This is a genomic window from Peribacillus sp. NPDC055009 (assembly GCF_053608705.1).
The window spans coordinates 1-25,557 of the sequence record NZ_JBSGVZ010000018.1 but is presented as its reverse complement, the minus strand read 5'-3'; the positions used below and the strand labels follow the sequence as shown (position 1 = coordinate 25,557).

22 protein-coding genes and 1 riboswitch are annotated in these 25,557 nt (G+C 40.4%); of the genes, 14 read left to right on the top strand and 8 right to left on the bottom strand.

The genetic code is table 11. The features are described from left to right. Window positions 1-60: 60 nt before the first annotated feature. Entirely contained in the window at window positions 61-834 is a 774-nt protein-coding gene (locus ACWF5P_RS21425; RefSeq protein ID WP_434167155.1) for an SDR family oxidoreductase, read from the top strand. Window positions 835-882: 48 nt separating this feature from the next. Here ACWF5P_RS21425 and ACWF5P_RS21420 read toward each other — a convergent pair whose 3' ends face one another. Together ACWF5P_RS21420 and ACWF5P_RS21415 are read right to left on the bottom strand one after the other, a co-directional pair. After that, window positions 883-2,238: an MATE family efflux transporter gene (locus tag ACWF5P_RS21420; RefSeq protein ID WP_101225226.1), complete on the bottom strand. Its 1,356-nt coding sequence runs from the start codon at window positions 2,236-2,238 to the stop codon at window positions 883-885. A 609-nt stretch (window positions 2,239-2,847) separates the two neighbouring features. Then, window positions 2,848-3,960 carry a mechanosensitive ion channel family protein gene (locus ACWF5P_RS21415; RefSeq protein ID WP_232783017.1) on the bottom strand — a complete coding sequence of 371 codons (1,113 nt, stop codon included), beginning with the start codon at window positions 3,958-3,960 and terminating at the stop codon, window positions 2,848-2,850. Between the two features lie 193 nt (window positions 3,961-4,153). On the opposite strand from ACWF5P_RS21415, the gene ACWF5P_RS21410 reads away from it, so the two are divergent. Both ACWF5P_RS21410 and ACWF5P_RS21405 read left to right on the top strand, forming a co-directional pair. Beyond that, entirely contained in the window at window positions 4,154-5,242 is a 1,089-nt protein-coding gene (locus ACWF5P_RS21410) for an undecaprenyldiphospho-muramoylpentapeptide beta-N-acetylglucosaminyltransferase (protein WP_452445242.1), read from the top strand. 52 nt (window positions 5,243-5,294) lie between these two features. Then, complete coding sequence (locus tag ACWF5P_RS21405) at window positions 5,295-5,438, top strand: DUF2639 domain-containing protein (protein ID WP_101225224.1); 144 nt, start codon at window positions 5,295-5,297, stop codon at window positions 5,436-5,438. A gap of 43 nt (window positions 5,439-5,481) precedes the next feature. Here the strand turns inward: ACWF5P_RS21405 and ACWF5P_RS21400 are convergent, their stop codons facing one another. The 4 genes from ACWF5P_RS21400 to ACWF5P_RS21385 form a co-directional block, all read right to left on the bottom strand. After that, window positions 5,482-6,165 carry an LrgB family protein gene (locus tag ACWF5P_RS21400; protein ID WP_101225223.1) on the bottom strand — a complete coding sequence of 228 codons (684 nt, stop codon included), beginning with the start codon at window positions 6,163-6,165 and terminating at the stop codon, window positions 5,482-5,484. Beyond that, window positions 6,140-6,532 carry a CidA/LrgA family protein gene (locus ACWF5P_RS21395; protein ID WP_434167154.1) on the bottom strand — a complete coding sequence of 131 codons (393 nt, stop codon included), beginning with the start codon at window positions 6,530-6,532 and terminating at the stop codon, window positions 6,140-6,142. Before ACWF5P_RS21395 ends, ACWF5P_RS21400 begins: the two co-directional genes overlap by 26 nt. A gap of 205 nt (window positions 6,533-6,737) precedes the next feature. Further along, window positions 6,738-7,292, bottom strand: a complete 555-nt coding sequence (locus ACWF5P_RS21390; protein ID WP_101225221.1) for a GNAT family N-acetyltransferase — start codon at window positions 7,290-7,292, stop codon at window positions 6,738-6,740. 332 nt (window positions 7,293-7,624) lie between these two features. Then, a complete protein-coding gene (locus ACWF5P_RS21385) occupies window positions 7,625-8,404 on the bottom strand; it encodes an undecaprenyl-diphosphate phosphatase (protein ID WP_101225332.1) in 780 nt (259 codons plus the stop codon). Window positions 8,405-8,629: 225 nt separating this feature from the next. Here ACWF5P_RS21385 and ACWF5P_RS21380 point away from each other — a divergent pair, with 225 nt between their 5' ends. Then, window positions 8,630-8,950, top strand: coding sequence for a DUF4870 domain-containing protein (locus ACWF5P_RS21380; protein ID WP_034311189.1), 321 nt, complete (start codon window positions 8,630-8,632; stop codon window positions 8,948-8,950). 87 nt (window positions 8,951-9,037) lie between these two features. On the opposite strand, the gene ACWF5P_RS21375 is transcribed toward ACWF5P_RS21380, so the two are convergent. Continuing rightward, window positions 9,038-9,166 (bottom strand): hypothetical protein, encoded by a 129-nt coding sequence (locus tag ACWF5P_RS21375; protein ID WP_452445241.1) that lies wholly within the window; start codon window positions 9,164-9,166, stop codon window positions 9,038-9,040. A gap of 288 nt (window positions 9,167-9,454) precedes the next feature. Here ACWF5P_RS21375 and ACWF5P_RS21370 point away from each other — a divergent pair, with 288 nt between their 5' ends. The 4 genes from ACWF5P_RS21370 (at window position 9,455) to dapF (ending at window position 13,539) form a co-directional block, all read left to right on the top strand. Further along, window positions 9,455-10,249, top strand: coding sequence for a hypothetical protein (locus ACWF5P_RS21370; RefSeq protein ID WP_452445240.1), 795 nt, complete (start codon window positions 9,455-9,457; stop codon window positions 10,247-10,249). An 89-nt stretch (window positions 10,250-10,338) separates the two neighbouring features. Then, window positions 10,339-10,911: a beta-class carbonic anhydrase gene (locus ACWF5P_RS21365; protein ID WP_101225218.1), complete on the top strand. Its 573-nt coding sequence runs from the start codon at window positions 10,339-10,341 to the stop codon at window positions 10,909-10,911. A gap of 157 nt (window positions 10,912-11,068) precedes the next feature. Beyond that, window positions 11,069-12,370: an NCS2 family permease gene (locus ACWF5P_RS21360; RefSeq protein ID WP_101225217.1), complete on the top strand. Its 1,302-nt coding sequence runs from the start codon at window positions 11,069-11,071 to the stop codon at window positions 12,368-12,370. Window positions 12,371-12,552: 182 nt separating this feature from the next. Continuing rightward, window positions 12,553-13,539: a diaminopimelate epimerase gene (gene dapF / locus ACWF5P_RS21355; protein ID WP_452445239.1), complete on the top strand. Its 987-nt coding sequence runs from the start codon at window positions 12,553-12,555 to the stop codon at window positions 13,537-13,539. Between the two features lie 417 nt (window positions 13,540-13,956). On the opposite strand, the gene ligD is transcribed toward dapF, so the two are convergent. Beyond that, window positions 13,957-15,804 carry a DNA ligase D gene (gene ligD / locus ACWF5P_RS21350; RefSeq protein ID WP_452445238.1) on the bottom strand — a complete coding sequence of 616 codons (1,848 nt, stop codon included), beginning with the start codon at window positions 15,802-15,804 and terminating at the stop codon, window positions 13,957-13,959. A gap of 150 nt (window positions 15,805-15,954) precedes the next feature. Here ligD and ku point away from each other — a divergent pair, with 150 nt between their 5' ends. The 6 genes from ku (at window position 15,955) to ACWF5P_RS21320 (ending at window position 25,274) form a co-directional block, all read left to right on the top strand. Then, a complete protein-coding gene (gene ku / locus ACWF5P_RS21345) occupies window positions 15,955-16,797 on the top strand; it encodes a non-homologous end joining protein Ku (RefSeq protein WP_101225214.1) in 843 nt (280 codons plus the stop codon). Window positions 16,798-17,302: 505 nt separating this feature from the next. Then, on the top strand, window positions 17,303-17,953 hold the full coding sequence (locus ACWF5P_RS21340) for an MOSC domain-containing protein (RefSeq protein WP_452445237.1): 651 nt from the start codon (window positions 17,303-17,305) through the stop codon (window positions 17,951-17,953). Window positions 17,954-18,064: 111 nt separating this feature from the next. Beyond that, window positions 18,065-18,163, top strand: a riboswitch (SAM riboswitch). 105 nt (window positions 18,164-18,268) lie between these two features. Further along, on the top strand, window positions 18,269-20,116 hold the full coding sequence (locus ACWF5P_RS21335; protein ID WP_452445236.1) for a bifunctional homocysteine S-methyltransferase/methylenetetrahydrofolate reductase: 1,848 nt from the start codon (window positions 18,269-18,271) through the stop codon (window positions 20,114-20,116). Beyond that, on the top strand, window positions 20,109-23,558 hold the full coding sequence (metH, locus tag ACWF5P_RS21330) for a methionine synthase (protein ID WP_452445235.1): 3,450 nt from the start codon (window positions 20,109-20,111) through the stop codon (window positions 23,556-23,558). Before ACWF5P_RS21335 ends, metH begins: the two co-directional genes overlap by 8 nt. Window positions 23,559-23,660: 102 nt before the next feature. Next, window positions 23,661-24,428 carry a polysaccharide deacetylase family protein gene (locus ACWF5P_RS21325; RefSeq protein ID WP_101225210.1) on the top strand — a complete coding sequence of 256 codons (768 nt, stop codon included), beginning with the start codon at window positions 23,661-23,663 and terminating at the stop codon, window positions 24,426-24,428. A 54-nt stretch (window positions 24,429-24,482) separates the two neighbouring features. Continuing rightward, window positions 24,483-25,274, top strand: a complete 792-nt coding sequence (locus ACWF5P_RS21320) for a dioxygenase family protein (protein ID WP_452445234.1) — start codon at window positions 24,483-24,485, stop codon at window positions 25,272-25,274. The last annotated feature ends 283 nt before the right edge of the window (window positions 25,275-25,557 follow it).

The window sequence follows — 25,557 nt, the reverse complement described above, 5'->3', positions numbered from 1 at the left end:
GAAAACGGAATAAACTTATGTATAATTAAGTAAAATCCATTAGATAAAGAGGGAAAGCCTGTGGATGAAAAAGTAGCTTTTATTACTGGTGGAGCAACGGGAATCGGCAAAAGGATGGCATTTTCACTCGCGGATAATGGAATGGCCATTATCATTACTTATCGAAAAAGTAAAAAGGCAGCTTTAGCATTAGTGGATGAATTACAGGAAAAATACCATGTAAAGGCACTTGCGATTCAAGGTGACTCGTCAAGTGAAGAAGATTGCCGGAATATTTTGCAAAAGATTTTGGAGGTCTTTGGCCATGTTGATATCTTCATTCATAACGCAGGGCCATATATGCATGATCGTAAACACATGACTGAATATGGCAGTGATGAATGGAAGTACATCATGGATGGGAATTTAAACGGTTTTTTCTATTTTGCGAAGGAACTTATTCCGCAAATGCGAAGTAGAAACTGGGGCAGAGTCATTACATTAGGGTTTGAACGGTGTGAAACTGCACCAGGATGGATTTATCGTTCTGCTTTTGCCGCGGCAAAGAGCGGCTTGACCTCCTTGACAAGAACTTTAGCTGCCGAAGAAGCTATACATGGCATTACCGTGAATATGGTCTGTCCTGGTGATATAGTAGGTGATTGGAAAGAGGGGGAAATCAGGGGCGCGAGAGCAGAAAAGGATGGTACGGTTCCAATCGGCAGACCGGGTACAGGCGAAGATATAGCGAGGGTCGTCACGTTTCTTTGTGATGAGGAGTCAGATTTCATTACCGGCAGCATCATACCGGTAACAGGCGGAAAGGATGTTCTTGGGAAAATATATAAAGCCTAGCGTGAGAATGAAAAAGGGTGAGGCCGGTAATCCAGCCCCACTCTTTTTTTACGCCATTTTTTTATATTTCACTTGCTGTATGAACCGTAAGCGAGCCGCCAAGCCTATTGCTCCGAGAGCCAAGCCGGTAATTAGGCCAATCCAATACCCAAAGGCTCCCATATCTGTATACTTTGCGAAAACATAGCCAATGGGAAGCCCGAGAATCCAGTAGGAGACCAGTGACATCGCAAATGTGACATTAACATCTTTATAACCACGCAATATACCCTGAATAGGTGCCTGGAGGGCATCCGATATCTGAAAGAAGATGGCATATATTAAAAAATGTGAAGTCAGCATCATTACCTCATGATCTTTTGTGTATAAAGAAGCCACAGGTTCACGGAAGAGGAATAGGATGGTCGACAAAACGAGCGACATTGTCAAGGCCATCGAAATGCCAATCCAGCTATACACTTTTGCATCTTTATAACGGTTTGCCCCAATTTCAAATCCAATGACGATCGTCAAAGCCATGGATATACTTAGCGGTATCATATAAAGCAGGGAGGCAAAATTCATGGCAATCTGATGCGATGCTATTGTGACGGTATCATACTTACTCATCAAGAGGGTGACGGCCGAGAAAATGCTTGTTTCAAAAAAGATAGCCAGCCCGATGGGTACTCCAATCAATAATAAGGCACGCCATTCTTTCCAGGAAACCCGGAAAAATTCATTGAAAACCTTATATGTCGAAAACGGGTTGATTTTTATTACAACAAGGATGGCCACCAAGGCAATTAACCAATAAGTAATGGCAGTGGCGTACCCCGAACCGACACCGCCAAGTTCGGGGAATCCAAGCTTCCCGTAGATTAATAGGTAATTAAAAAGGACGTTTACCGGGAGTGCACATAAGGTGATTATCATGGATATCCTGGTCTGCCCCAGAGCATCAATGAAGGCCCTTAACGCATTATAAACGAATAAAGGAATGATACCGAGTGAAAGTGCAATCAAATAATCATGAGCAACCATGTGGACACTATCTTCAAGGTCCATGGCATTCAATACGGGGTTCAAGGAAAACGCCCCAATGATTAATATGAATAAGGCTAAAGTGACAGCTAAATAAATGGCCTGCATCACGGAATAGGAAACGGATTTAGACTGCCTGGAACCGACCAGCTGTGAAACCACCGGCGTTAAGGCAATCAATATCCCGCTCAGCCCCGTGTATACGGGTGTCCATAGCGAACTGCCGATGGAGACGCCAGCAACGTCCTGAGTGCTGTATTGTCCTGACATCATCACATCAAAAAAGGTCATGGCATACATGCTGATTTGGGTTATCAGGATAGGTATCAATATATAAAATAACAGGCGGATCTTTTGTGATTTAGTATAAGTCTGATTCATTAAAGTACCTCAATATCAATATTTGCAATTTTCAACACAATGAAAGAATTATATCACATAAGCATGTGATGTTTTAAGAGTTTTTATTTGAAGCTAAAAAAGACTTGCCGTTTTGGGCAGGTCTCAGCTTGTAGACAAAAGGGGTTCTGAATTAAAAAATTCAGAACCCCTTTTGATTTTTCACTTATTTAAGTTAATAAGTGCAGAGCAAGTATACGTGGATTCCACACATGTGAAAGAGTGCGATATGGAAAGTGCCTCATATCTCAATGTTCGGGGAAAATTAAACGACACTTTAAAGATCTAAAGTAACCATTTCAAGTTGATCTCGCTGAATAGAATCATGTTTAGAAAGCATCCTCATCACCTCAAGTGTTAATTAGTCTATTTTAAAACAATAAAGACTTTAGGCAAAAGGGTTCTATCTAAAAGTTAAAACAAAGTTGATTGGAGCGGGTGTGCGAGGCTCCTCCTGGACGCGGAAAGCGAGTGTCTTACGTTATAATCAATGTCAAAATTTGTACAAGCCATAAAAAAATGTAGACAACCTCGATTTTCATCGAGGTTGTCTACATTCTGAGACTTTCCGTTTTTGGGCAAGTCCTTTTGTCAGTCGCGCATGGATTCAAAATCATTCATGGCTTCCATATTTGAGTCTTTTTGAAGAATGAAGGCTTGGGACGGAATGGCAATTTGTACATCTTCCTGTTCCAATATCTCCATTATTTTAAAGTTCACATCTTCTTTGATTGATAAATATCCTCCAAAGTCCGTCGCTTTCGTGAAGAAATAAAGGTAAAGATTGAAACCGGAATGACTGAACTCATCAAATTTAACCAAAATCGTTTCCGGATGGACTTCAGGATGATCAATCAGCATTCTTTCTATGTCTTTAATGACATTTTCCAATTTTTCTTTTGGTGTCGTGACATTCACACCTAAATGGAAGGCAATCTGTCTTTTTCCCATCTTGGACCAGTTGATGATCGGTTCATTCGAAAGGGTCGCATTTGGGACTGTAACTAAAGCTTGGGCAAAAGTCCGAACTTTGGTGCTTCGGAATGTGATGTCTTCAATGGTTCCCTCAACACTTGGAGTTTTGACCCAATCTCCTATGGTAAAAGGTTTTTCGGTAACGATGACGATCCCTCCAAAGAAGTTGCTGACTGTATCTTTAGCGGCAAGAGCGAAAGCCAATCCACCCAATCCAAGCCCTGCAACGAATCCATCGACATTAAATCCCCATTCTTCAGCAATGATGGAGGCACCAAAAGCAATGATGATTAATTTTATGATTTTCGTAAAGAACGGCATGACGATTTGATCGACTTCAAGCCCGAATTTACTTACCAATTTCGGAAATAAAATGGTTAAGATCGAACTGATATTGAAAATCGTCCAAATTATTAAGAAGACAAAAAATGATCTGTATATTTTCGATCTTAATTCAACCGAAGGTGAGTCAATCGGAAAATAGTGCAGTGAAATGATAACACCAATCAAAACGATAAGCCATCTTACCGGCTGTTCTATAGCGAGCATTAAGTTGGCGGCAAATTCTACTTTACGTTTTTCTGCAATTCGTAGAAAGAACTTGAATATATATGTAGTAAATACTTTCCGAAGCAAAAGGAAGATTAGAAAAATGCCAATGGATATTCCTAATTTGGTCCAGGCTTCGATTCCATCAAATTGATCGAGTGATTCAGAAACTTCTTGCAATGTATTACTCCTCCAATGTATCTTGTAGTATTGTAGAATACTAAGATTATAATATATTCATGCTGAAAAAGGAAAAATAATCGATGATTACATTCCTCACGGGGATTTTGCTGTTCACTGAATACTTTTTCAAGTTATTAATGGCAGGGATATATGGTAATATGGATGCAAAGTGATTTTTTAAGTTTGGAAGGTGGAAATATTGACTAAGAAAATAGTATTTACCGGAGGCGGTTCTGCCGGTCATGTATCTGTTAATGCAGCAATCATCCCGGAATTTTTAAAGCATGATTGGGATGTTACTTATATTGGTTCAAAAAAAGGCATTGAAAAAAATATCATCGAAACGGAATTTCCCGAGGTCCGTTATGAAACGATTTCCGTAGGTAAATTCAGACGTTATCTATCAGTTGAAAATATGAAAGACCCTTTCCGGGTCATAAAAGGGATTTTTGATGCACGAAAAATATTAAAAAAGACCAAGCCGGATTTCATTTTTTCTAAAGGTGGATTCGTTTCGGTTCCAGTCGTTTTGGCAGGCAGGATGCTGAGAATACCGATTGCGATACATGAATCGGATTATACGCCTGGTCTGGCTAATAAGATTGCCATGCCACTTGCATCGAAAATTTTCACCACTTTCCAGGAAACGGAAAAAGACCTTCCGAAAGATAAGGCCATGTATCTAGGCGCTGTATTGCGCGATGGGATTTTTAAGGGACGCGCTACAGCTGGTAAGACATTCTGTGGATTCACGAATAACAAACCGGTGTTACTCGTTATGGGCGGGAGTCTTGGGGCCGTTAAAATCAATAATTTAATTACAGATAACCTAGATGCTTTATTAAAGGATTACCAGATTATACACATTTGCGGGAAGGGAAATGTGAAAACGGAGTTGAAACAAAGGGGATATGCTCCTTTTGAATTCGTACATGAAGAATTATTCGATCTTTTGGCGGCTGCTGATGTCGTTGTGTCAAGGGCAGGTTCAAATTCAATCTTTGAATTCCTTGGTTTGCAAAAGCCGATGCTGCTTATCCCTCTAAGTGCCAATGCATCCCGCGGAGATCAAATTCTGAATGCGTCAAGCTTTGAAAAACAGGGCTTTTGTAAAGTCATTCAAGAAGAAGAGTTAAATGACCGGATTTTTAATGCTACATTAGCGGATTTATTGGAACAATCGAATGAATATCAGGAAAAAATGCGTCAGAAACGCCCATTCAAAACGGCAGCTGAAATGTATGAATTATTACTTCAAGTAATGGCTGCAAAAAAATAAGTATCAATCCCCTCTATGAAGCATATCTTTTTCGAACAGAGGAGGGGGTAGAATGGCTTATGAATATTCCAAAGGATGGTTCATTCAGCAGCTAAAAGCTGCAGGGATAAGCTATCATCCAATTGAGAAAAAAAAGCTGGAGCTGTATAAAACCTATATTCTTAGGCGATTATACGACGATTTGCAAAAAAGATAAATCATAAAAAAGAACCGCAACGTCGTTGACGTTGCGGTTCTTTTTATAGGAAATTACTTATAAAAGGAAAAAAACAGGAAATAAGAATACCTGCGATAGCCATTGCCGCACCTGCGACAGCCCCGGTGAACTCACTTTCCTGGGCAGCTTGAGCAGTTCCGAGACCGTGAGCGATCGTACCATAAGCGATACCACGAGCGAAGGGCATCGTAATGTTTAGTTTATCCATCATTTTTGGAGCGATCATCGTACCCAGCACCCCAGTCAAAATGACGAAGGCTGCTGATATATTGGAATTTCCGCCATAAAGTTCAGTGATTTCAACAGCGATGGGCACTGTAATGGATTTAACCGCCAATCCTTGGAGTATGAATTGCGGAAGAGAAAATGCTTTAGCGATGGCGAAGGCAATGATCAATGTGACCATAAGACCAAATATCATGCCGCTAATTGCCGGCATTGCATATTTAACGATTATCTTTCTATTCTTATAAAGTGGTACGGCCAAAGCAACGGTAGCCGGTCCCAGGAAATAGGTTATGATGTCTTTTCCCGGTGAATAATCTTCGAAGTCCAAACCGCTGATCAGCAATACGAGAATTATCGTAACAGTACTGAAAAATACGGGCGTCGTAAAAGGTGATGGATGTTTAGCATATATTTTCCTTCCAATGAAATAGGCAAGAATGGTTATCAAGATGCTATATGTTGTGATGAGCGCTGTCATGCTGCTTAACCTCTCCTCTATGGGATAGCTTCTGAACAGTCCAAGCTGAAACGATGAATCCAAATATCAAGCTGACTCCCAATGTAAGTGCCAATGGCAAACCGAATTTAATGAAAAGCCATCCCATTGTCATTAAACTGATTGAAATGGGGATGAAGAAAAAGGCTAGGTGCTTTACCAAAAATCCTGAAGTAAGTTCAATCCATTCGACTTTTATAACCTTCGTCTGTAATAAAACGAATAACAGAATCATGCCGATGACGTTGCCTGGTACGGGTAATTGAAGTAAATTGGCTAAATAATAGCCGAGCTTGCAAATGATGAGCAGGAAGATAAGCTGCACGATAAAAGCAAATGTTTTTTTCATGATTAAGTCCTTTCAATGACGCTTTGAATATATTGATGAATTGGTCAATTGTATTCATTATAAAAAAATATCCCTAAAAAGAATAGGGATTTGCAGCAATCTATCTTAAACATCCTATGTAAATGGAAAAAAGAGCTTTCCAGGTTTGGAAGCTCCGGCCATTATATGAAAAGATAAACAAATCCAAATTGAAATGTTCTTCGCTTTATGCTTCAAGTAACTGCTGTTCGTCATCATCATGCTGTCTAAGGATATGAAAGGTGTATAAATCTTTAGGGATTTCATACAAATCGTAGATATCTTCTTCATGATTGATTTGATCATAAAGGGATTTTCTTGTTTCGTTGGCATTGACGGCATAGGGAAGCTTTTCTGCAGCTTTTATAGAGCGGATATTTTTTTTGCGAATACGCATGAAGACCGTTTCCAAACCGAGCTCGAAAAAAAGCTCTTTGAAGAAAGCGTCTTTTGCAATGGCATTATAACCTTTTCCATGATAAGGCTTGCCAAGCCATGTGCCTAAGAAACCTGCACCATTTTCAATATCATATAAAGAAATACAACCGATGGGATTTTCCCATTCATCCAAGATTGTTCGTGAAATGAGTTGCCCAGCATCTTCGGCTTCGATCGTTTGCTTAGTGATGAAAACATATTCTTCATATGAATCTACCTTATGGCGCACGAAAGGGAAGACATCTGGATGCGTCATTTGTTCATAAAGAGAAAAACAATCTGTGAAATCTCTCTTTTTTAACATTTCCGTCCCTCCGTTTGAGGGCAGTTCTTATGCGTAGTCGCTGCCCACCCTCGAAATTTTTTAAGTCGTTCATCAAAAAATTTCGGGGTGGGAATCGAACCCACTAGAACCGGAAACCGGTGGCGCACCATTTGCCTTCCCTATTTTTATTGTCAGAAAATATGCAAATCTAAAGTACCTTACGAAGGTATAATACTAAAAAAAAAACGGTTTGGGAATAGGTTTTTTGCCTTTTTTTTTCGTCAAATTTCAACTTTTTCTTGAAGGGCGAAATCGGTAGGCAAACGTCTGCATTTTTCCTTGAAAAACTGGTTTTTCGCCCGCCTTTTTCTTTAAAATTCACCTGTGAATTGCATGAATAAAATGATTGCGCCGAGGGCCCATACATAAATGGAGAATATTTTCAGTGAACGCTTTTTTAAGAAATCGATCATCCATACTACTGCAATATAACCAAAGATTGCTGCGGCCAGGGTTCCGACGAAAAGCGCAGTGAGTGGAAGCCGTTCAACATCTCCAGTAAAAATCGGTTTCATCTGAAATACGATGCCCCCCGTAATGGCAGGAATTGAAAGCAAAAAGGAAAAATAGGCTGCAGTGGCCCTATCCAATCTGCAGAAGAGACCGGCGGCTATCGTTAGGCCGGAGCGCGAAAGAGCCGGCATGATGGCAGCAGCTTGGAAGGTACCGATAATCAGCGCATCTTTAATGGAAATTTCATTAAGGGATTTGGCCCCTTTTTTCACTCCGTCCGCTACCCATAAAATCAGTCCGGTCGCTAAAAATTCCCAGCCAATGGTGACACCTGTTTTTGAAAGGCCATCAAACCAATCCCCGAGTAAAATGCCGGCAATCACTGCAGGAATCGTCCCAGCAATGAGAAGCAGAGTCATTTTGGAGAAAGGATTTTTCAAAATGGCAATTATGTCATTCTTATAGACGACCAATAACGCCAGCAATGTTCCGATATGGAGCATGGTATCCAGAAAAATTCCGGCCTCGTCAAGATGGAAAATATGCCGTCCTAAATATAAATGTCCAGTACTTGAAATAGGTAAAAACTCAGTCAAGCCTTGAATGATCCCAAGGATGAAGGCTTGAAATTCATTCAGCAAAAAAACATCACTCCATTCTAGAAGGTATAGGACAATCCATTATTTAAACTGTATGCACAAGACGGATGAACATATTCGGATTTTTTGTCATATGTATTGCCAATTGGGTTTTATGAAGAAAAGGCAGTCCAATTTTACCTTTTTCGAATAAAATGAAAGGAAAATGAAACTATTTTTCATTTGATTCGTAATTATTCATATGAGAAAGGAGGAGAAGACACTATGCCTACTAAAGATGAAAGAGTGTTTGCTGCCCTTATTTATGTGATCAGCTTTTTTACAGCATTTATCGGTCCTTTGGTGATTTGGTTATTGAAGAAGGACTCGTCACAATTTGTGGATTATCACGGAAGGGAATACTTGAATTTTTTCATTTCCTACACCGTATATTCAATAGTCGCAGGGATACTCACTATAGTATTGGTTGGATTCTTGCTATTGCCGGTTATCGGGATAGCTTTAGTCGTATTCACCATCATAGCTGCTGTTAGGGCTTATGAGGGAACGGATTACAGGTTCCCGTTGATTTTCAGGATATTATAGAATGATGTAAAAGGATTCCGTTCATTCGGAGTGTTTTCAGACTGCAGGCAAACTCGAGGAAAAGCGAGTTTGCCTGCAGTTTTTTATTTAAAAACGTTCCAGTGGAATGAAGAAATCCGCTCCCTTTCCGCTGACTGCCTGCCAAGCCTCCTCGCCTAGCGGCTGCGGTGTCTCGGCTAGCCAGTAATTCGGCAGGAGTGTCGCAAATTTCTTCAATCCAATAAGGAATCATTAAAAAGACATTAGTCTTGTTTTTAAAATTGGGTAGAAGCCATTTTGTCTACAATAGGATTCCGTTCAATTCGGAGTCCTTTTTTATTTGAACCGTGTTGGGAAATGCCCTTCATTAAAAAGGGAATAGATCACATTAAAGCGAATAAAGTATTATGAAAACTACTTCCATGCACTTTTAGGAAGTGGATGCCGGGCGGATTGTTGTACTGCTAAAATGGCCGCCCTTAAGGCGGCAATCTTTCTTGTAAGCGGTGAGGAGCAGAGCGGGATATGAATATACGTGAATTTTATCAGAAAACGAGCAATTCAAATTTTCATGCATCTTGGATATCTCTTCTTTTGGCATTTGTATTTTTCATTTGCCATATTTTTGCGATGATACCGGGCAATATATTATTGATCACGTCTCCTTTTATTTTCTTTAGCATTGTCCAATTTATCAGTCATCGGATATTTGAAAATAGAATGAAGGAATTGCCTGATGAACTCGTCGGGACGAATTCCGGGTTATTAAAAAATGAACATGTTTTATTGACTTTTATGCCAGCACCGACATTGCGCCTGCTCCTTTTTGCGCCTGATGGGTCACTGATGGGCGAGATACGGGATTTGAATATGAAGTGGTTCATGTGGATGATACCCAATTTCTTGTCGATGCTCATGACCAAGCGTTATGAACTGGTGGACCATGAAGGGCGTTTGCTGGCTAAGTACCATATCAAAAGGGGGCTTTTCAATAAAATGACGATCATGGATGACCAGGGCGGCATTATAGGATCGTATCAAGAAAATAGGTCATTCGTGAAAATCAATGGAATGATCTATAAGGCAGACGGTACGGAATGGATGCCCATTGAAATGCCGGGGAGCGTTAATTCATTCGAGATTGTCACAAAAGACGGGGAAAAGATCGTTTCATATCAAGAAGGCTGGATGCCTTTGGAGTGGGGGAAACGATTCAAGACTAATACACCCATACTTTCTTTTTCATCAAATGTTGCTGAAATTCCTAAAATCATCGTCTTTGGGTTCTGTGCAGCCACTCTGAATCATCGTTCAAATTGACTATGGTTACCCTTTAGCAAATCTTTTAAATATTTGATATAATAATAGGAGATACATAGATTAAATACATAATAAAAAGGTGGTAAATTATGAGTTTACTTAATGAGATTCTTGATTATAATGAACAGTTTGTAGAAAAAGGTGAATATGTTAAGTATAGAACGGACAAGTTTCCTGAGAAACGTATGGTCATCATAAGCTGTATGGACACTCGGCTCGTTGAACTATTGCCAAAATCCTTGAATGTCAAAAATGGCGATGTCAAAATCCTGAAGACTGCCGGGGCAATCGTCTCCCACCCATTCGGAAGTGTGATGCGGAGTATCCTTGTTGCTATTTATGAGCTAAAGGCAGATGAAGTATTGGTCATACCTCACCATGACTGCGGAATGGCATCAGTCGATGCCGATTCTGTAATGGACAAGATGATCGAACGTGATATACCAAAGAGCACCATCGATACACTGGGAGCTGCAGGAATCGATATCCGCAATTGGCTTCGCGGATTTGATGATGTTTATGAAAGTTGTAAGAACAGCGTCGAAGTGATTAAAGGACATCCTTTGATCCCTAAAAATATTCCTGTGCATGGTCTAATCATTTCGCCTGATACAGGGAAGCTGGAATTGGTAGTAGATGGATATTCGCAAGAACAAAAATAATATATTCATCGAGGCTGTCGGGATCATTCCCGGCAGTTTTTTTTCAAATTTTTATCATTGCTATTTATTTTTATCCTTTTTTTTGTTAAAATCGCCAAGTGTAGTTTGTCACTAATACAAACGGGTGGGCGAGGGATAAATTTAATAAGGATACAACATGAAGAAATTAAACTTGGAAACGTTTTTTCATTTTTCCGACTATGGAACGAATGGAAAACGTGAAATCCTTGCTGGAGTGGTCGGCTATTTTACGATAGTCTATATTCTCATCGTGAATTCCCTGATTTTATCGGAAGCGGGCATACCGATTAATGGTGCAGTGATCGCCACGATTCTTTTATCTGCTTTAAGCTGTGTCATGATTGGACTTTGGGCGAATGTCCCAATCCTTCTCGTTCCAGGAATGGGCGTAAATGCCCTATTTGCTTATACCATGGTTCAAGGAATGGGTCTATCTTGGCAATCGGCTCTTGGTGCTGTGTTTATCTCCGGGGTAATTTTTGTAATCATCGCTTTTACAAAATACTCTAAGTTAATCAGTGATTCGATTCCAAGTTCGATAAAAGAAGCCATATCTGTCGGTCTTGGCTTATTCTTGATGCTAATCGGTCTTGAAAAGGGCGGGATAATCACTGGAGGTTCATCATCAATCGTCGCACTCGGAGATTTAAGCGATCCAGCGGTGTGTGCAACGGTGTTGACCTTTTTATTGGCAATCACGCTGTTCATCAAGAATGTCCCCGGTAATTTCATGATTACCATCCTGGCAGGCAGCCTCATTGCCTATTGGTTCGGGACGGTTCAACTATCGGATATCCATTTTTCAGGCATAGACACAGCTTCCTACGGCGATCTTTTCTTTTCATTATCGTTCCTGGAAGCAAACCGGATTGAATTCTGGATAAGTGTATTTGCGATGACGATGGTTCTTGTTTTTGAAAATATTGGTCTTGTACACGGGCATGTAGACAGTATCAACCGCCAGGATGCCTATAAAAAGTCGCTGCAGGCGACAAGTGTGTCCGTTCTATTATCAGGCTTATTCGGTTCTAGTCCTACCGTTGCAACAGTAGAAACGGCAGCTGGAATCGCATCAGGAGGCAGGACTGGTTTTACTTCAGTGGTGACAGGCGTGCTATTCATTCTATCACTGTTATTTATACCGGTGATTAAAGTAATCCCTGACAGCGCCATTGCCCCCATCTTGATTATCATTGGCATTTTGATGCTCGGAAACATAAAAAAGCTGAATTTCAGTGATTTAACCGAGAGCATACCTGCAATCATGATCATCACGATCATTCCTTTCACATACAGTATTGCCGATGGAATGGCATTCGGTTTCATCCTGTACCCTTTCTTGAAGCTTGTAACCGGAAAAGCAAAAGAAGTGTCAGCCCCGATGTATGTGAGTGCCGGAATGTTTATCGTCTATTTCATCATCGGTATGATCGGTTAATTATTCAAAAGAGCGGTTGGAATGAGTTAATTCTTATTCCAACCGCTCTTCTTATTTGTTTTTTCGTTGGAAAAAATGGATTTAATGTGATTTACGCGATGACACATCCATCTTGAAAATGCTATGATATAGAATATTAAAAAATGATAAATGAAAAGCAGCATATTAGAGGATGTGACAGGATGATTATTGAAGGTTTAAAAAGCCATGGTTCAGGAAATGATTTCTTAATCATTGATGAATTGACTACAACCCTGACGTTTACTGAAGAAGAGCGGAAAAATTTCGCGAAGGCCCTATGCAATAGGGAGAAGCTTGGAGCGGATGGTATTTTGTTCGTAATGAAAAGTGAACATGCCGATTGCCGGATGCGTGTCTTTAATGCGGATGGATCTGAAGCCTCGATGTGCGGCAACGGACTTCGCTGTGTTGCACGTTACGCGAACGACGTTCTAGGGCTAGATAAAATGATCGTGGAAACCATGAAGGCAGATCTACTCGTGGAAAAAACGGAAGATATTTATGAGGGCATTCCGACTTTCAAGGTGGAAATTTCACCAGTAAGTTTCAATGTGAAGGATCTACCTCTTGTATTGGCTAAAGAACAGCTGCAAAACGAACCATTGTCGGAACTTCATGATACACTGCTATTTTCGGCATTGGCGGTTCCTAATCCACATTTGATCACACTCGTCGATAGTGATGTTTTACAAAGTGATTTGCAGGAAGAACTTTCAACAAAGGTCAATCAACCAAATGAACTTTTCCCTGATGGTGTCAATGTCAGCTTTGTGAAAGAGCTGGAACCAGGGAGCATTTATGTGCGGACATTCGAACGGGGAGTAGGCTTCACGAATGCATGTGGAACGGCGATGTCGGCTTCAAGCCTTGTAACATACTCTGTTGGTTTAAACGCGTTGGAAAGTGAAATATCTGTCTACAATAACGGCGGAAAAGTGAAATGTGTCGTCCATCATGATGAAGAAAGCCAAAAGTATTTAATTGATTTAATCGGGAACGCAACTTATGAATTCAAGGTATCGATTGAAATAGATTTAGATCAGCCTGAAAAATTTGAAATGCTTGAAAAAGAGGATTTTGAATTGGAAACAAGCTTATATGCCAAGCTTCAGGATGAAGTGCAAAGTTATTTGAAAACAAAATTATAAAGAAATCTTCAAACTGTAGGCAAACTCGAAGAAAAGCGAGTTTGCCTGCAGTTTTCTTATTTGAAAAAGTTGCAGTTGATTTCAGAAATCGGTCCCCTTTCCGCCGAGTGTCTGCCAAGCCTCCTAGGCTCAAGCGCCTGTGGGGTCTCGGCTAGCCAGTTATTCGGCAGGAGTGTCGCAAATTTCTTCAATCCAGTGAGTTTTCATCTCATATAAAACAGTAAAAAATCATGTAGTGAAAGCCAGTCTTGTATTCTCTGTATTAAATTGAGAAAGGGTTTCGGGATGGGACCATTTCGAATCCCATTAGGTTGACAAACCCGAAGAAAAGCGAGTGCCCTACGTTCCAACGCTACATTTTACATTCCCTCAAGGTTGCCTAATAAATAAAGCGACTTCTGACTCTTTGGGTTTACTTCAGTTGTTGGTTTTTTTTTGTTTTAGGAACGACAAAACTTCCAAAAAGGCTGGTCCATTATCGACAAGTCTGTAATCCACAAAAGCACATCCATCCCTTTTTATTCTGTTTGGGATGGTTTCAATCGTATAGTCCTTTAACTGGAGATTTTCGTCCACTTCTTCCCAAAACAAAGGAGTAGCCACACCTGCGAAAGAATTTCCCCGTGGGGAATAAGGCTGGATGATGGTTTTTCCTTCACTATGCTGTACAAAGTCCAAGTAAAGTCGATTGTGCCGATTTATTTTCATTCTTTCGGTTGTAAAATCATTTGGATTGGAACTTGTTAAGTAGTCACCGAGAAAGTCGGTGAATATGCGTGTCTCCTGATAAGTAAATCTGTCTTCAGGCAGTGGGATGTGAATTTGCAGTCCTTTATTACCTGAAGTTTTTACAAAAGCTTTAATCCTTAATGATTCCATCACTTTTTTAATTTCCTGTGCGGCCTTTATTGCAAAGGAGAAAAATTCGATTGATGGGGGATCCAAGTCCAAGACGATTTCGTCAGGTCTTGTTTTACCCGCTTTCTGAAATGGGGCATGGAATTCCAATGCAAGCTGATTACCAAACCAAAGAAGCGTTTCAATATCGTTACACAGCATGTATTCGATATCCTCATCCATGAACGTTTTAATAAAAGCCGGCGCATAATCAGGTTTGTTTTTCTGGAAAAATCTTTCTTTATCCAAAGTGCCATGAGGATAGCGGATCGTCGTAAGCAGTTTATCCTTCAAGTAGGGTAAGAAGAAAGCTGAAACCTCTCGTAAATAATGAAGGTATTCAACTTTTACCACCTGTTTACCTTCAGTTATCCAAAGCGGTTTATCCCTGGAAGTTATTTGTACCGTATCTGGAAATGTGTATTGACCTAGCACAAATTTCTCCCAGGTACATTCATCGGGAGTCGTTTGTAAAAGCCATTGCGAAAACTGGGGTTCACGCAATTCATTTTCCTCGTATACGTGTAAGAATTGAACTTCTATGCAAATGGATGGATGGATATAAAAAAATTGTGCGTCTTCGTTTGATGCATTTTGCTTTATCAGTTGATGCAATATACTTTTATCTTGAGCACTCAGTCCATTTTTAACACTTCCGATTTTCGTTACGGCACCTTCCTTGAAAACTGCGAGGGAAACATAACCATTTTCTTTGTGCAATGCTGTAATGAAACAAGAAACGGTTTTCCAGTTTTTCACCTTAATCCAAGATGTAGTACGTTTTCCTTCTTGCCAAGTACCCCTAATTTCCTTGGCGACAACCCCTTCGCCATCTAATAGGGTGACCTTATTCAAGGCACTTTCCAAAACGTCAAAACTTTCTATTAATTGTATCAAAGCCTTATCGTTGGGATCAGGCGGAATAGGAAAGCCAAGTTTTGCCCCCATATTCAACATCAATTCCCTACGTTCTTCCATAGGTTTAGCTGCTAAGTCTTTTCCGTTGTTGCGAAGCAGGTCAAACGCTATAAACCGGCATGGGGAAAAGCGGGATTTTTCGGATATTAGGGATTGTTTACCAAGGCGTCCTCGCCACTGTATTTGAAAAAAGTCCGCTTTCGCTTCATTGGTAAGCCAGACCAATTCTCCATCCAACTGAAGCGGGAGATATTCTTCCAGGTCCAGTTCTTTGATGTAAGCAATGATTTCTGGGAATTGTGGTGATAATTCCTTCTCGTTCCGACTTGAAATGCTTATGGTATCGGAGTCTATCGTTAAAATAGCCCTAAAGCCGTCATATTTGACTTCATAACGCCAATCCTTGGGGCTGGGGGCTTCTGGGTAATATGTTGGCAGCATCGGTTTCATTTTTGTATCACCTCCGCAAATAATTGATTAACATTATTTTGCCAAAAAAACGAAGTGTTAGAGTTGGCAATTGTTTTTTCGGTTTTTTTTGAACAAAGGGGAATAATAAAATTGTTCTTCTCTTTAAAAATAAGTTATGAGGTGACGAATATGCATACGATGTGGAAGGGGAGCATATCATTCGGTTTGGTGAACATTCCGATAAAACTTCATGCTGCAACGGAGGATAAGGATATTTCTTTAAGGACGTTGCATAAGGAATGTCATTCACCGATTAAATACGAAAAAGTTTGTCCGGTATGCCAGAAAGAAGTGGGTAAGGATGATATAGTCCGCGCTTTTGAGTATACAAAGGGAAAATTTGTTGTATTGGAAGACAATGAACTAGAGCAACTGAAAAAACAAAACGAAGAAAAAGCCGTGGAAATTGTGGATTTCGTTAAAATTGAAGAAATAGATCCCATTTATTTCAATCGGAGTTACTACATGTCCCCTAATGATGGAGGGATAAAAGCTTATTCCCTTTTGAGGCAGGCCCTCAAGGAATCGAATAAGGTAGGATTAGCAAAAATCATCATTCGCTCTAAAGAACAAATGGCGGTAATCCGAGTCGTTGATAATACCTTGGTGATGGAAACGATTCATTATCCGGATGAAGTCCGTTCCACAGCGGATGTTCCGAATATCCCCGCCAATGATACCATTGCAAAAAAAGAAATCGATACTGCCGTATTATTAATAGATCAATTAACGACCACTTTCGATCCGACAAAATACACCGATGACTATCGAACCGCGTTACTTGAATTGATTGAATCAAAGAAAACGGGACAGACGACGATTACAGCCAAAACAAAAGAACCAGTTTCCAACAATGTAACCGATTTAATGGAGGCATTACAGGCATCCATTGACCGTACGAAACATGATGAACCGGAAAAGAAAAAGACGACCCGAAAGAAAGCGGCACCAAAAAAAAAGAAACAAGCTTAAACAGGAAGCTGAGCGGAAGACATATGGTGTCGCTCGGCTTTTCTGCTTGTTTTAGCAAGGAATCAGGCCTCTTATAAGGGAATGAAAGTGACTTTACAGGGAGGTATTTGAATAGGGAATGAAAGTGAAAATAGGTAAGTGAATCACGATTTAAGGATTAGAATGGAACTAAAAGAAAATGATGGATGATAATGAAGGCAAAAAAATTCGCTCCCTAAAGAGCGACAATGAGGAATTCAATCGTGAAAATCAACATATAGGCGAACAGTTGTAGTTTTCGACTATATATTGTGTTCATATTCTACCATATTTAATTCTGAAATAGCAACAAAATTACTGAAACTAACCTATGAATTTTTCTGGAAATCAATGATATTTCGCCCATTTAACGGCTCATGTGGCTTTTTCACTTCATATATTTTTAAAAACTACTGAATATAATGGATTTTTAGTATAATTTATACATATAGGATGATATAAATTAAATATGAATGGAAGATGCAAAATGGAAAATGGAAAAATCAAATCACTTCAGGCCGGAAAGCCGAAACATGAAAGTTTTTCGAATGTCGATATCTTTTCAGCCATGGATAAACAAGCACAGGATAATGTGACAGTGACTAAATCAGGCATAATTGGTGATGGGGTAGGTAATGAAAAGTTCCATGGAGGTCCTGATCGGGCTTTGTGCTTTTACCCCTTTGAGCATTATTCATTATGGAATGAAAGATTCTCTAAAAAGCTGGATATCCCAGCATTCGGTGAAAATTTAACCGTAGCGGGGATGAGAGAAGAAACCACGTATATCGGCGATATTTATCAAATAGGCGAAGTGATTGTTCAAATTAACCAGGGGAGGATACCTTGTTCGACCATTTCCCACTTCAATCAAGAACCTAAGTTTTTGGAACTAGTGCTGAAAACGAGTTTCACTGGTTATTTTGCAAGAGTACTTCAAGAAGGAACGATAAATAAACAAAACGAGATCGTACTAATAGATCGTTTGCAAGAAAAAATTTCAGTTCATTATGCAGCAGAGGTAATCCTTCATAAACGAGATGGGCTGGAAGGCGCCAAGGCTTTACTTACTCTGGACCCATTAGCGGAAGACTGGAAACAAAGAATCTTGAAGAGGGTTCAGGCTGCAAAAGATTGAATCATTTTTGCAAAAGTGAAAAAAATGTCGATCAGGTATTGAAATTGACAGATTATTAATGTAAATTAAATATAATCTAATTTTGAAATCTTGTGAAAATTATATAAATGGATCTTATCGAGAGAGGTGGAGGGACTGGCCCGAAGAAACCTCAGCAACCAGCTTAGGCAAAGGTGCTAAATCCAGCAAGCAGAGCTTGATAGATGAGGAGAATGTTTCAAAAAACCTTCTTCTTTGAGAAGGTTTTTTTTTCCTTTTCTCTCATACTCATAAAATACGACAAAAACAGGACTGTTTTTGAGAGAGGGTGTAATGATGAATTTTCGTAAAGAAGTGAAAGAAAGAATGCTAGTTGGGGAAGGGGCAATGGGGACCTTATTGTACTCAAATGGCATCGATCAATGTTATGAGGAATTAAACTGCACGAATCCGGATCAAATAGAGTCTATCCATCGTGCCTATCTGGAAGCTGGTGCAGATATCCTTCAATCGAATACATACGGAGCCAATTTCAACAAATTGAAACGGTATGGACTTGAAGATGAAGTAAGCAGAATCAATCGCCAGGGAGTCATTCTTGCTAAAAAAGCGGCAAAAGGACAGGCTTATGTCTTCGGTACCATAGGGGCACAACGGAGTATCAGGAAATCGGATTTAAACATGGAAGAGATTAAACGGGGGTTTCGTGAACAGTTATACAGTCTGTTGATGGAAAACCCTGATGGGATTCTGTTGGAAACATTTTATGACCTGGAAGAGCTGGAAACCGTTCTGCAAATCGTAAAAAATGAAACTGGACTGCCGATCATCGCAAATGTTTCGATGCATGAACTGGGTAATCTCCAAAATGGAATCCATTTAAATGAAGCCTTTCAAAAACTCGAGCAATTGGGTGCCGATGTTGTTGGGGTGAATTGCCGTCTTGGTCCACATCATATGATCCGGGCCTTGGAAGAAGTGAGTTTGCCAAAGCAAGCATCGATTGCCATATACCCTAATGCCAGCCTTCCTGATTATGTGGATGGAAGGCTCGTCTATAAAGCCGTGCCGGAATATTTCGGTTCAAGTGCCCTGGAACTTCGTGAGCAAGGTGCCGCTATCATAGGCGGGTGCTGTGGAACGACGCCACTGCATATTCAAGCTGTAAAGAATGCGATCGGAAGTTTTGCTCCCGTAAAAGAGAAAGTTACGAAATCCCGTGAAATAGAAATAATTGAAGTGAACGAAAGAGAATTGGAACTTCCACTGTACGAAAAGGCCAAGACGGAAAGGACAATCCTGGTTGAACTTGATCCACCTAAAAAGCTGGGAATAGAGAGCTTCATGACCGGTGCAGAGGTTTTGAAAAAAGCAGGGGTCGATTCCATTACACTAGCGGATAATTCACTTGCCTCACCAAGGATATCGAATGATGCACTGGCTAACCTACTGAAGAACCAATTGAATATTAATCCGATGGTGCATATAACATGCCGTGATCGAAATTTGATTGGCCTGCAATCACATTTAATGGGTCTGCAGACGGTGGGGCTGAATGAATTATTGATCATCACCGGAGATCCTTCAAAAATAGGGGACTTCCCGGGTGCCACTTCGGTTTATGATTTATCTTCCTTCGACCTTATAAGCATGGTCAAACAATTTAATGAAGGTCTTTCCTATTCCGGTCAAAGTCTGGGGCAACGGGCAAATTTTAAAATTGCGGCAGCGTTTAATCCGAATGTGAAATATCTGGATAAAGCAGTACTGAGAATGGAAAAGAAGATTTCCTGTGGTGCTCAATCCTTTTTGACACAGCCAATTTATTCGGTGGAGCAAATCGAAGAAGTACATGTAGCTACAAAACATTTAGAAACCCCGATTTTCATCGGTATCATGCCTTTGACAAGCACCCGGAACGCAGAATTCATCCATAATGAGATCCCAGGCATCAAATTGCCTGATAACGTAAGAAGGGCAATGGCTTTAGCGGGGGATGACCCTGTAAAGTCAAGGATTGAAGGGGTTAATATCGCGCGGGAACTGGTGGACGCGGCAAGGGAAAAATTCAAGGGCATATATTTAATCACTCCGTTCCTTCGCTATGAAATGACGGCGGAACTTACGAAATATATTAGAAAAGTCGATAGTAAACAGACATCAGAGGTGGCAGTACATGAATAAAAAAGCGATTCAAGATCAGTTAAATTCCAAGATTCTCCTACTTGATGGGGCGATGGGAACCATGCTTCAAGCGGAGGATTTGACAGCAGATGATTTTGGAGGGGAACAATTCGAGGGCTGCAATGAATATTTATCACTGACGCAGCCGGAAATCATCCAATCCATTCATGAAAAATATTTAGCGGCGGGCGCAGATATCATTGAAACAAATACCTTTGGAGCGACCAGCATCGTTCTTGAGGAATACCAAATAAGCACGATCGCCTACAAGCTAAATAAAATTTCAGCTGAGCTTGCCGTTAAAGCTTGTGAAAAGTATTCCAATGAAGAATGGCCAAGGTATGTAGCTGGCTCGATGGGCCCCACTACAAAAACGCTTTCCGTAACGGGCGGAACGACTTTTGATATTTTAACCGATTCTTATGAAGAACAGGCACTGGGTCTCTTGGATGGCGGTGTAGACTTGCTGTTGGTGGAAACCTGTCAGGATATGCTTAATGTCAAGGCTGCCTTTTCTGGAATCAAAGCAGCATTCGCAAAAACAGGAAAAGATGTGCCTGTCATCATATCAGGAACAATCGAACCGATGGGCACTACACTTGCTGGCCAGTCCATAGAAGCTTTTTATTTATCGGTTGAACATATGAAGCCCGTAGCTGTCGGCCTTAATTGTGCAACAGGGCCGGAATTCATGATAGACCATATCAGGACACTTGCAGATATATCAAACAGCGCCATCAGCTGTTATCCGAATGCCGGGCTCCCTGATGAAGAGGGCCACTATCATGAGTCACCTACTTCCCTGGCAGAGAAAATGAAGCAATTTGCCGAAAAGGGATGGGTCAATATCATTGGCGGATGTTGTGGTACGACACCAGAGCATATTAAAGAACTTTCCAGGGTCCTCGAAGGCATGAAGCCCCGTACTATTACGGAAACTGCCCATGGTCATGCCGTATCAGGCATAGAGCCGCTCATTTATGATGATTCAATGCGTCCTTTATTCGTAGGTGAAAGGACGAATGTTATCGGTTCCCGAAAGTTCAAGGAGCTGATACGCGGCAAGCATTACGAGCCAGCAGCCGAAATTGCACGTAACCAGGTGAAAAAAGGCGCCCATGTCATTGATATTTGTCTTGCTGATCCTGATGGGGATGAGCTTGGCGATATGAAGGAATTTGTGGAAGAGGTCGTCAAAAAAGTGAAGGTCCCATTGGTCATCGATACTACGGATGAAGTTGTACTTGAACAAGCATTAAAACATTCACAAGGAAAATCGATCATTAATTCCATAAACCTTGAAGATGGTGAAGAGCGCTTTGAAAAAATAGTACCCTTAGTCCATCAATATGGTGCTGCCGTTGTCGTAGGAACCATTGATGAAATAGGGATGGCCGTCGATGCTGAACGGAAATTGGAAGTGGCAACACGGTCTGTGGATCTGCTCGTCAAAAAGTACGGTCTAAACAAAAGTGACATCATCTTTGATCCGCTTGTATTTCCTGTAGGCACAGGAGATGAACAATATATCGGGTCTGCTTTAGAGACGGTGAATGGAATAAAGGCGATTAAAGAAAAGTTTCCAGAATGCCTAACGATACTTGGTATTTCTAACGTTTCTTTCGGTCTGCCAGCGAGGGGAAGGGAAATATTAAATGCAGTTTTCCTTTACCATTGTACAAAAGCGGGACTCGATTATGCCATCGTGAATACAGAAAAACTTGAACGTTTCGCTCTGATTCCGGAAGAGGAAGTGAAACTGGCTGAGGCACTCCTGTTTGAGACTTCAACTGAAACTTTAGCGATTTTTACCGAATTTTATCGTGGAAAAAAAGCTGAGAAGAAGGATAATGGTGTGATCCTGCCATTGGACGAACGTCTAGGTAATTATATTATCGAAGGAACGAAAGAAGGATTAATTGATGATTTAAATGAAGCGATTGAGCGCGGTGATACCCCATTGGAAATCATTAATGGACCATTGATGGATGGCATGAGTGAAGTGGGTCGGTTGTTTAATGACAACCAACTTATTGTCGCAGAGGTGCTTCAGAGTGCTGAAGCGATGAAAGCGGCAGTATCTCACCTTGAACCACTTATGGAAAACTCTGAAGATAGCGCTAAGAAAGGGAAAATCCTTTTGGCTACTGTCAAGGGAGATGTGCATGATATCGGGAAAAACCTAGTGGATATCATCCTATCGAATAATGGCTATGAAGTCATTGATTTAGGGATCAAGGTCGCCCCGCAACAAATCATTGAAGAGGTTCGAAAACATGAGCCAACCATCATTGGCCTTTCTGGGTTACTTGTCAAATCTGCACAGCAAATGGTTTTAACCGCTCAGGATTTAAGGCAAGCTGGAATAGATACCCCAATATTAGTGGGTGGGGCAGCATTATCACGTAAATTCACCGATTTTAAAATATCACCTGAATATGAAGGACCGGTTTTATATTCCAAAGATGCGATGGATGGTTTGGCTGTAACGAATATTTTACATGACTCTGACAAAAAAGTGGTGTACTTGGAAGAGTTAGTCGAGAAACGAGAAAGGTCGAAAGCGAATGCCGCCATTGCCGCCACTCTGGAAAAACCTGTCCGTAAGCAGTCCACAGCTGCTCCTTTAAGCGATGTTCCTGTTCAAATACCACGTGACATCAAACGTCACGTCTTGAAAAACTATCCATTGGATGTCATCCAGCCATATATAAATAGGCAAATGCTGATTGGTCATCATTTGGGGTTAAAAGGTAAAGTTTCCGAACTGCTTAAGCAAGGGAATGAAAAAGCAGTGCAGCTCAATGATCTCGTTGATGAATTGATTGAATTCCTTAAGACGGAACCGGATTATGGCTTGCATGCAGTTTATCAATTTTTCCCTGCTCAAAGCGAAGGAGATAGGCTATTGGTATACAACCCGGACAATCATCAAGAGGTTTTGGAAACTTTCGATTTCCCAAGGCAAGATACGAGTCCGCATCTTTGTTTAGCGGACTTCGCGAAACCGGTCTCCTCCGGGCAAATGGATTATGTTGGTTTCTTCCTGGTCACTGCCGGAAAAGGAATCAGAAAATGGGCAGAAAAACTTAAGCTTGAAGGTGATTTCTTGAAAAATCACGCCCTTCAATCACTTGCTCTCGAAACAGCAGAAGGTTTTGCGGAAAGAATTCATCAATTAATGCGTGATGATTTAGGCATAAGCGATCCGATTGAAATGTCCATGAAAGAGCGATTTGCCGCTAAGTACACCGGACAAAGGTTTTCTTTTGGTTATCCTGCTTGTCCTAATCTGGAAGACCAGGAGAAGCTATTCCGCCTGTTACAACCTCAAGATATTGGCGTGGAATTGACTGAAGGATGCATGATGGAACCAGAGGCTTCCGTTTCCGCCATTGTTTTTGCACATCCTGAAGCTCGTTACTTTAATGTCGATCGATAATTCATATTATAAGGCAGCGGTATTTTTTACCGCTGCCTTATTGCGCATGAATCCCCTATATTGGCACATCTTAATGGTCAAAAGGAAGGGGATGCAACACCTATGAAGAATAAGCTTAATTTATTTCTTTCCATGGCGGGTTCTTTCATTATTATTTTGTTCCTTATGGCTGTGCAAAACGTTCAAGTACATGCAATGGTACCTGAAGAGATGACACCGCTCCTAAAAAGTAAGGAAAATCAGAAAATCGCCTATTTGACTTTCGATGACGGTCCATCTTTGAATACCATCAAGATATTGGATATTTTGGACCGCTATCATGTTAAAGCCACATTTTTCGTTAAAGGCAACGAAGAGCCATACGCAAAGGAATGCTATCAGGAAATGATTTCCCGCGGTCATTCGATTGCCCTTCATTCATATACACATGATTATTCCATCATTTATCGATCGACTGAGGGTTTCTTTCAAGACTTGAATAGACTTGAAACCATGCTGCAAAAGGAGTATGGGTTAAAAAGCCGAATTGTGCGCCTTCCTGGCGGCTCGAATAATCGTCTGCGGCATCAGGCTGCCACTAAACCCATCATCAATGGGATCCTTCAACAACTAAAGGACAAAGGGTATATATACTTTGATTGGTCCATTGACTCGACAGATGGCTTCAGTCCGTCAATAAGTGAACGACAAATCATTACTGCTGTACAAAAAGGGACGAAAGATCAAAAGCATGTTAATATCTTATTGCATGATATCAATAGTATGAAAAATACAGTGAAAGCATTGCCTGATATAATTGAATTCCTAAAAAAAGAAGGGTATACCTTTGATACTATTGATGAGACAACCCCAAAAATGCAATTTAATTGATGAACACATTGTTTATCTATAGTAAATTAAGGTATAGGATATAGAGATTACATTGTGAAAGGATTTATCGTTTCTATGATGCCATCATTGTTTTTATCACATGGAACACCGCTATTAGCTTTGGAAAAGAATAACTACACTTCTTTTTTGAAGGATTATATGCAAGCTATGAAGAAACCTGCTGCCATCGTTATTTTATCAGCACATTGGGAAAATGAAGATCAAATGATTTCTGCAGTAGGGAAGCATGAAGTCATTTATGATTTTGCAGGATATCCTGAAGAAATATTTCAAATAACTTATCCTGCCAGGGGATGCCTTGAGCTTTCAGATCGAATTTTAACCTTATTGTCTAAGATAGGTGTATTGGGGGAACTTGATGAAAGGCGCCCCCTGGATCATGGAGCATGGGGGCTTTTGCATATCATGTATCCCGAAGCTGACATCCCGACCGTATCCATGTCCATCAGTCCTGCGCTGCCATTGGACAAGCAGTATGAAATTGGGAAAGCATTGAGAGAATTAAAGGAAAGTAATGTCCTAATCATAGGAAGCGGTGGAATTGTCCATAATTTCACCCAAATTCAGAAAGATATGCATGTTGCAGAAGGATGGGCAATCGAGTTTGAGAACTGGGTCGAAGAGAATATCATGAAATGGGATTTGCAATCTTTGTTCAATTATGAAAAAATCGCCCCTTACAGTACAGAGGCTGTGCCTTCCAAAGAGCATTTCATTCCATTGGTCATCGCAATGGGGTCAGGAGATGACAACAAAAAAGCGGCTCTCCTGCACAGGAGCTTTCAATATGGCAATCTGAGTTTAACAGCTTGGAAGTTTGATTGAGGTGAAAGGGTTTTCAAACTAGTTAAATTTACCTGAAAAATAATCATTATACAAAAATACAAAATTCTTTTTTTAGCGAAAAAAAGACTTAAATGAGCAAAAAAGACAATTAAAAGCGATTTTTGACGAATTAAACAGAAATATAGTTTAAAAAAGGTTGCATAAAGTGGTTTAACCTTTGGATATTTCGACAAAAACATGTTAATATAACATCTGAAAACGTTTTATCCTTTAAAATTTTATTATTCATTAACCAAAGTTATTTATTATATATCTTATATAT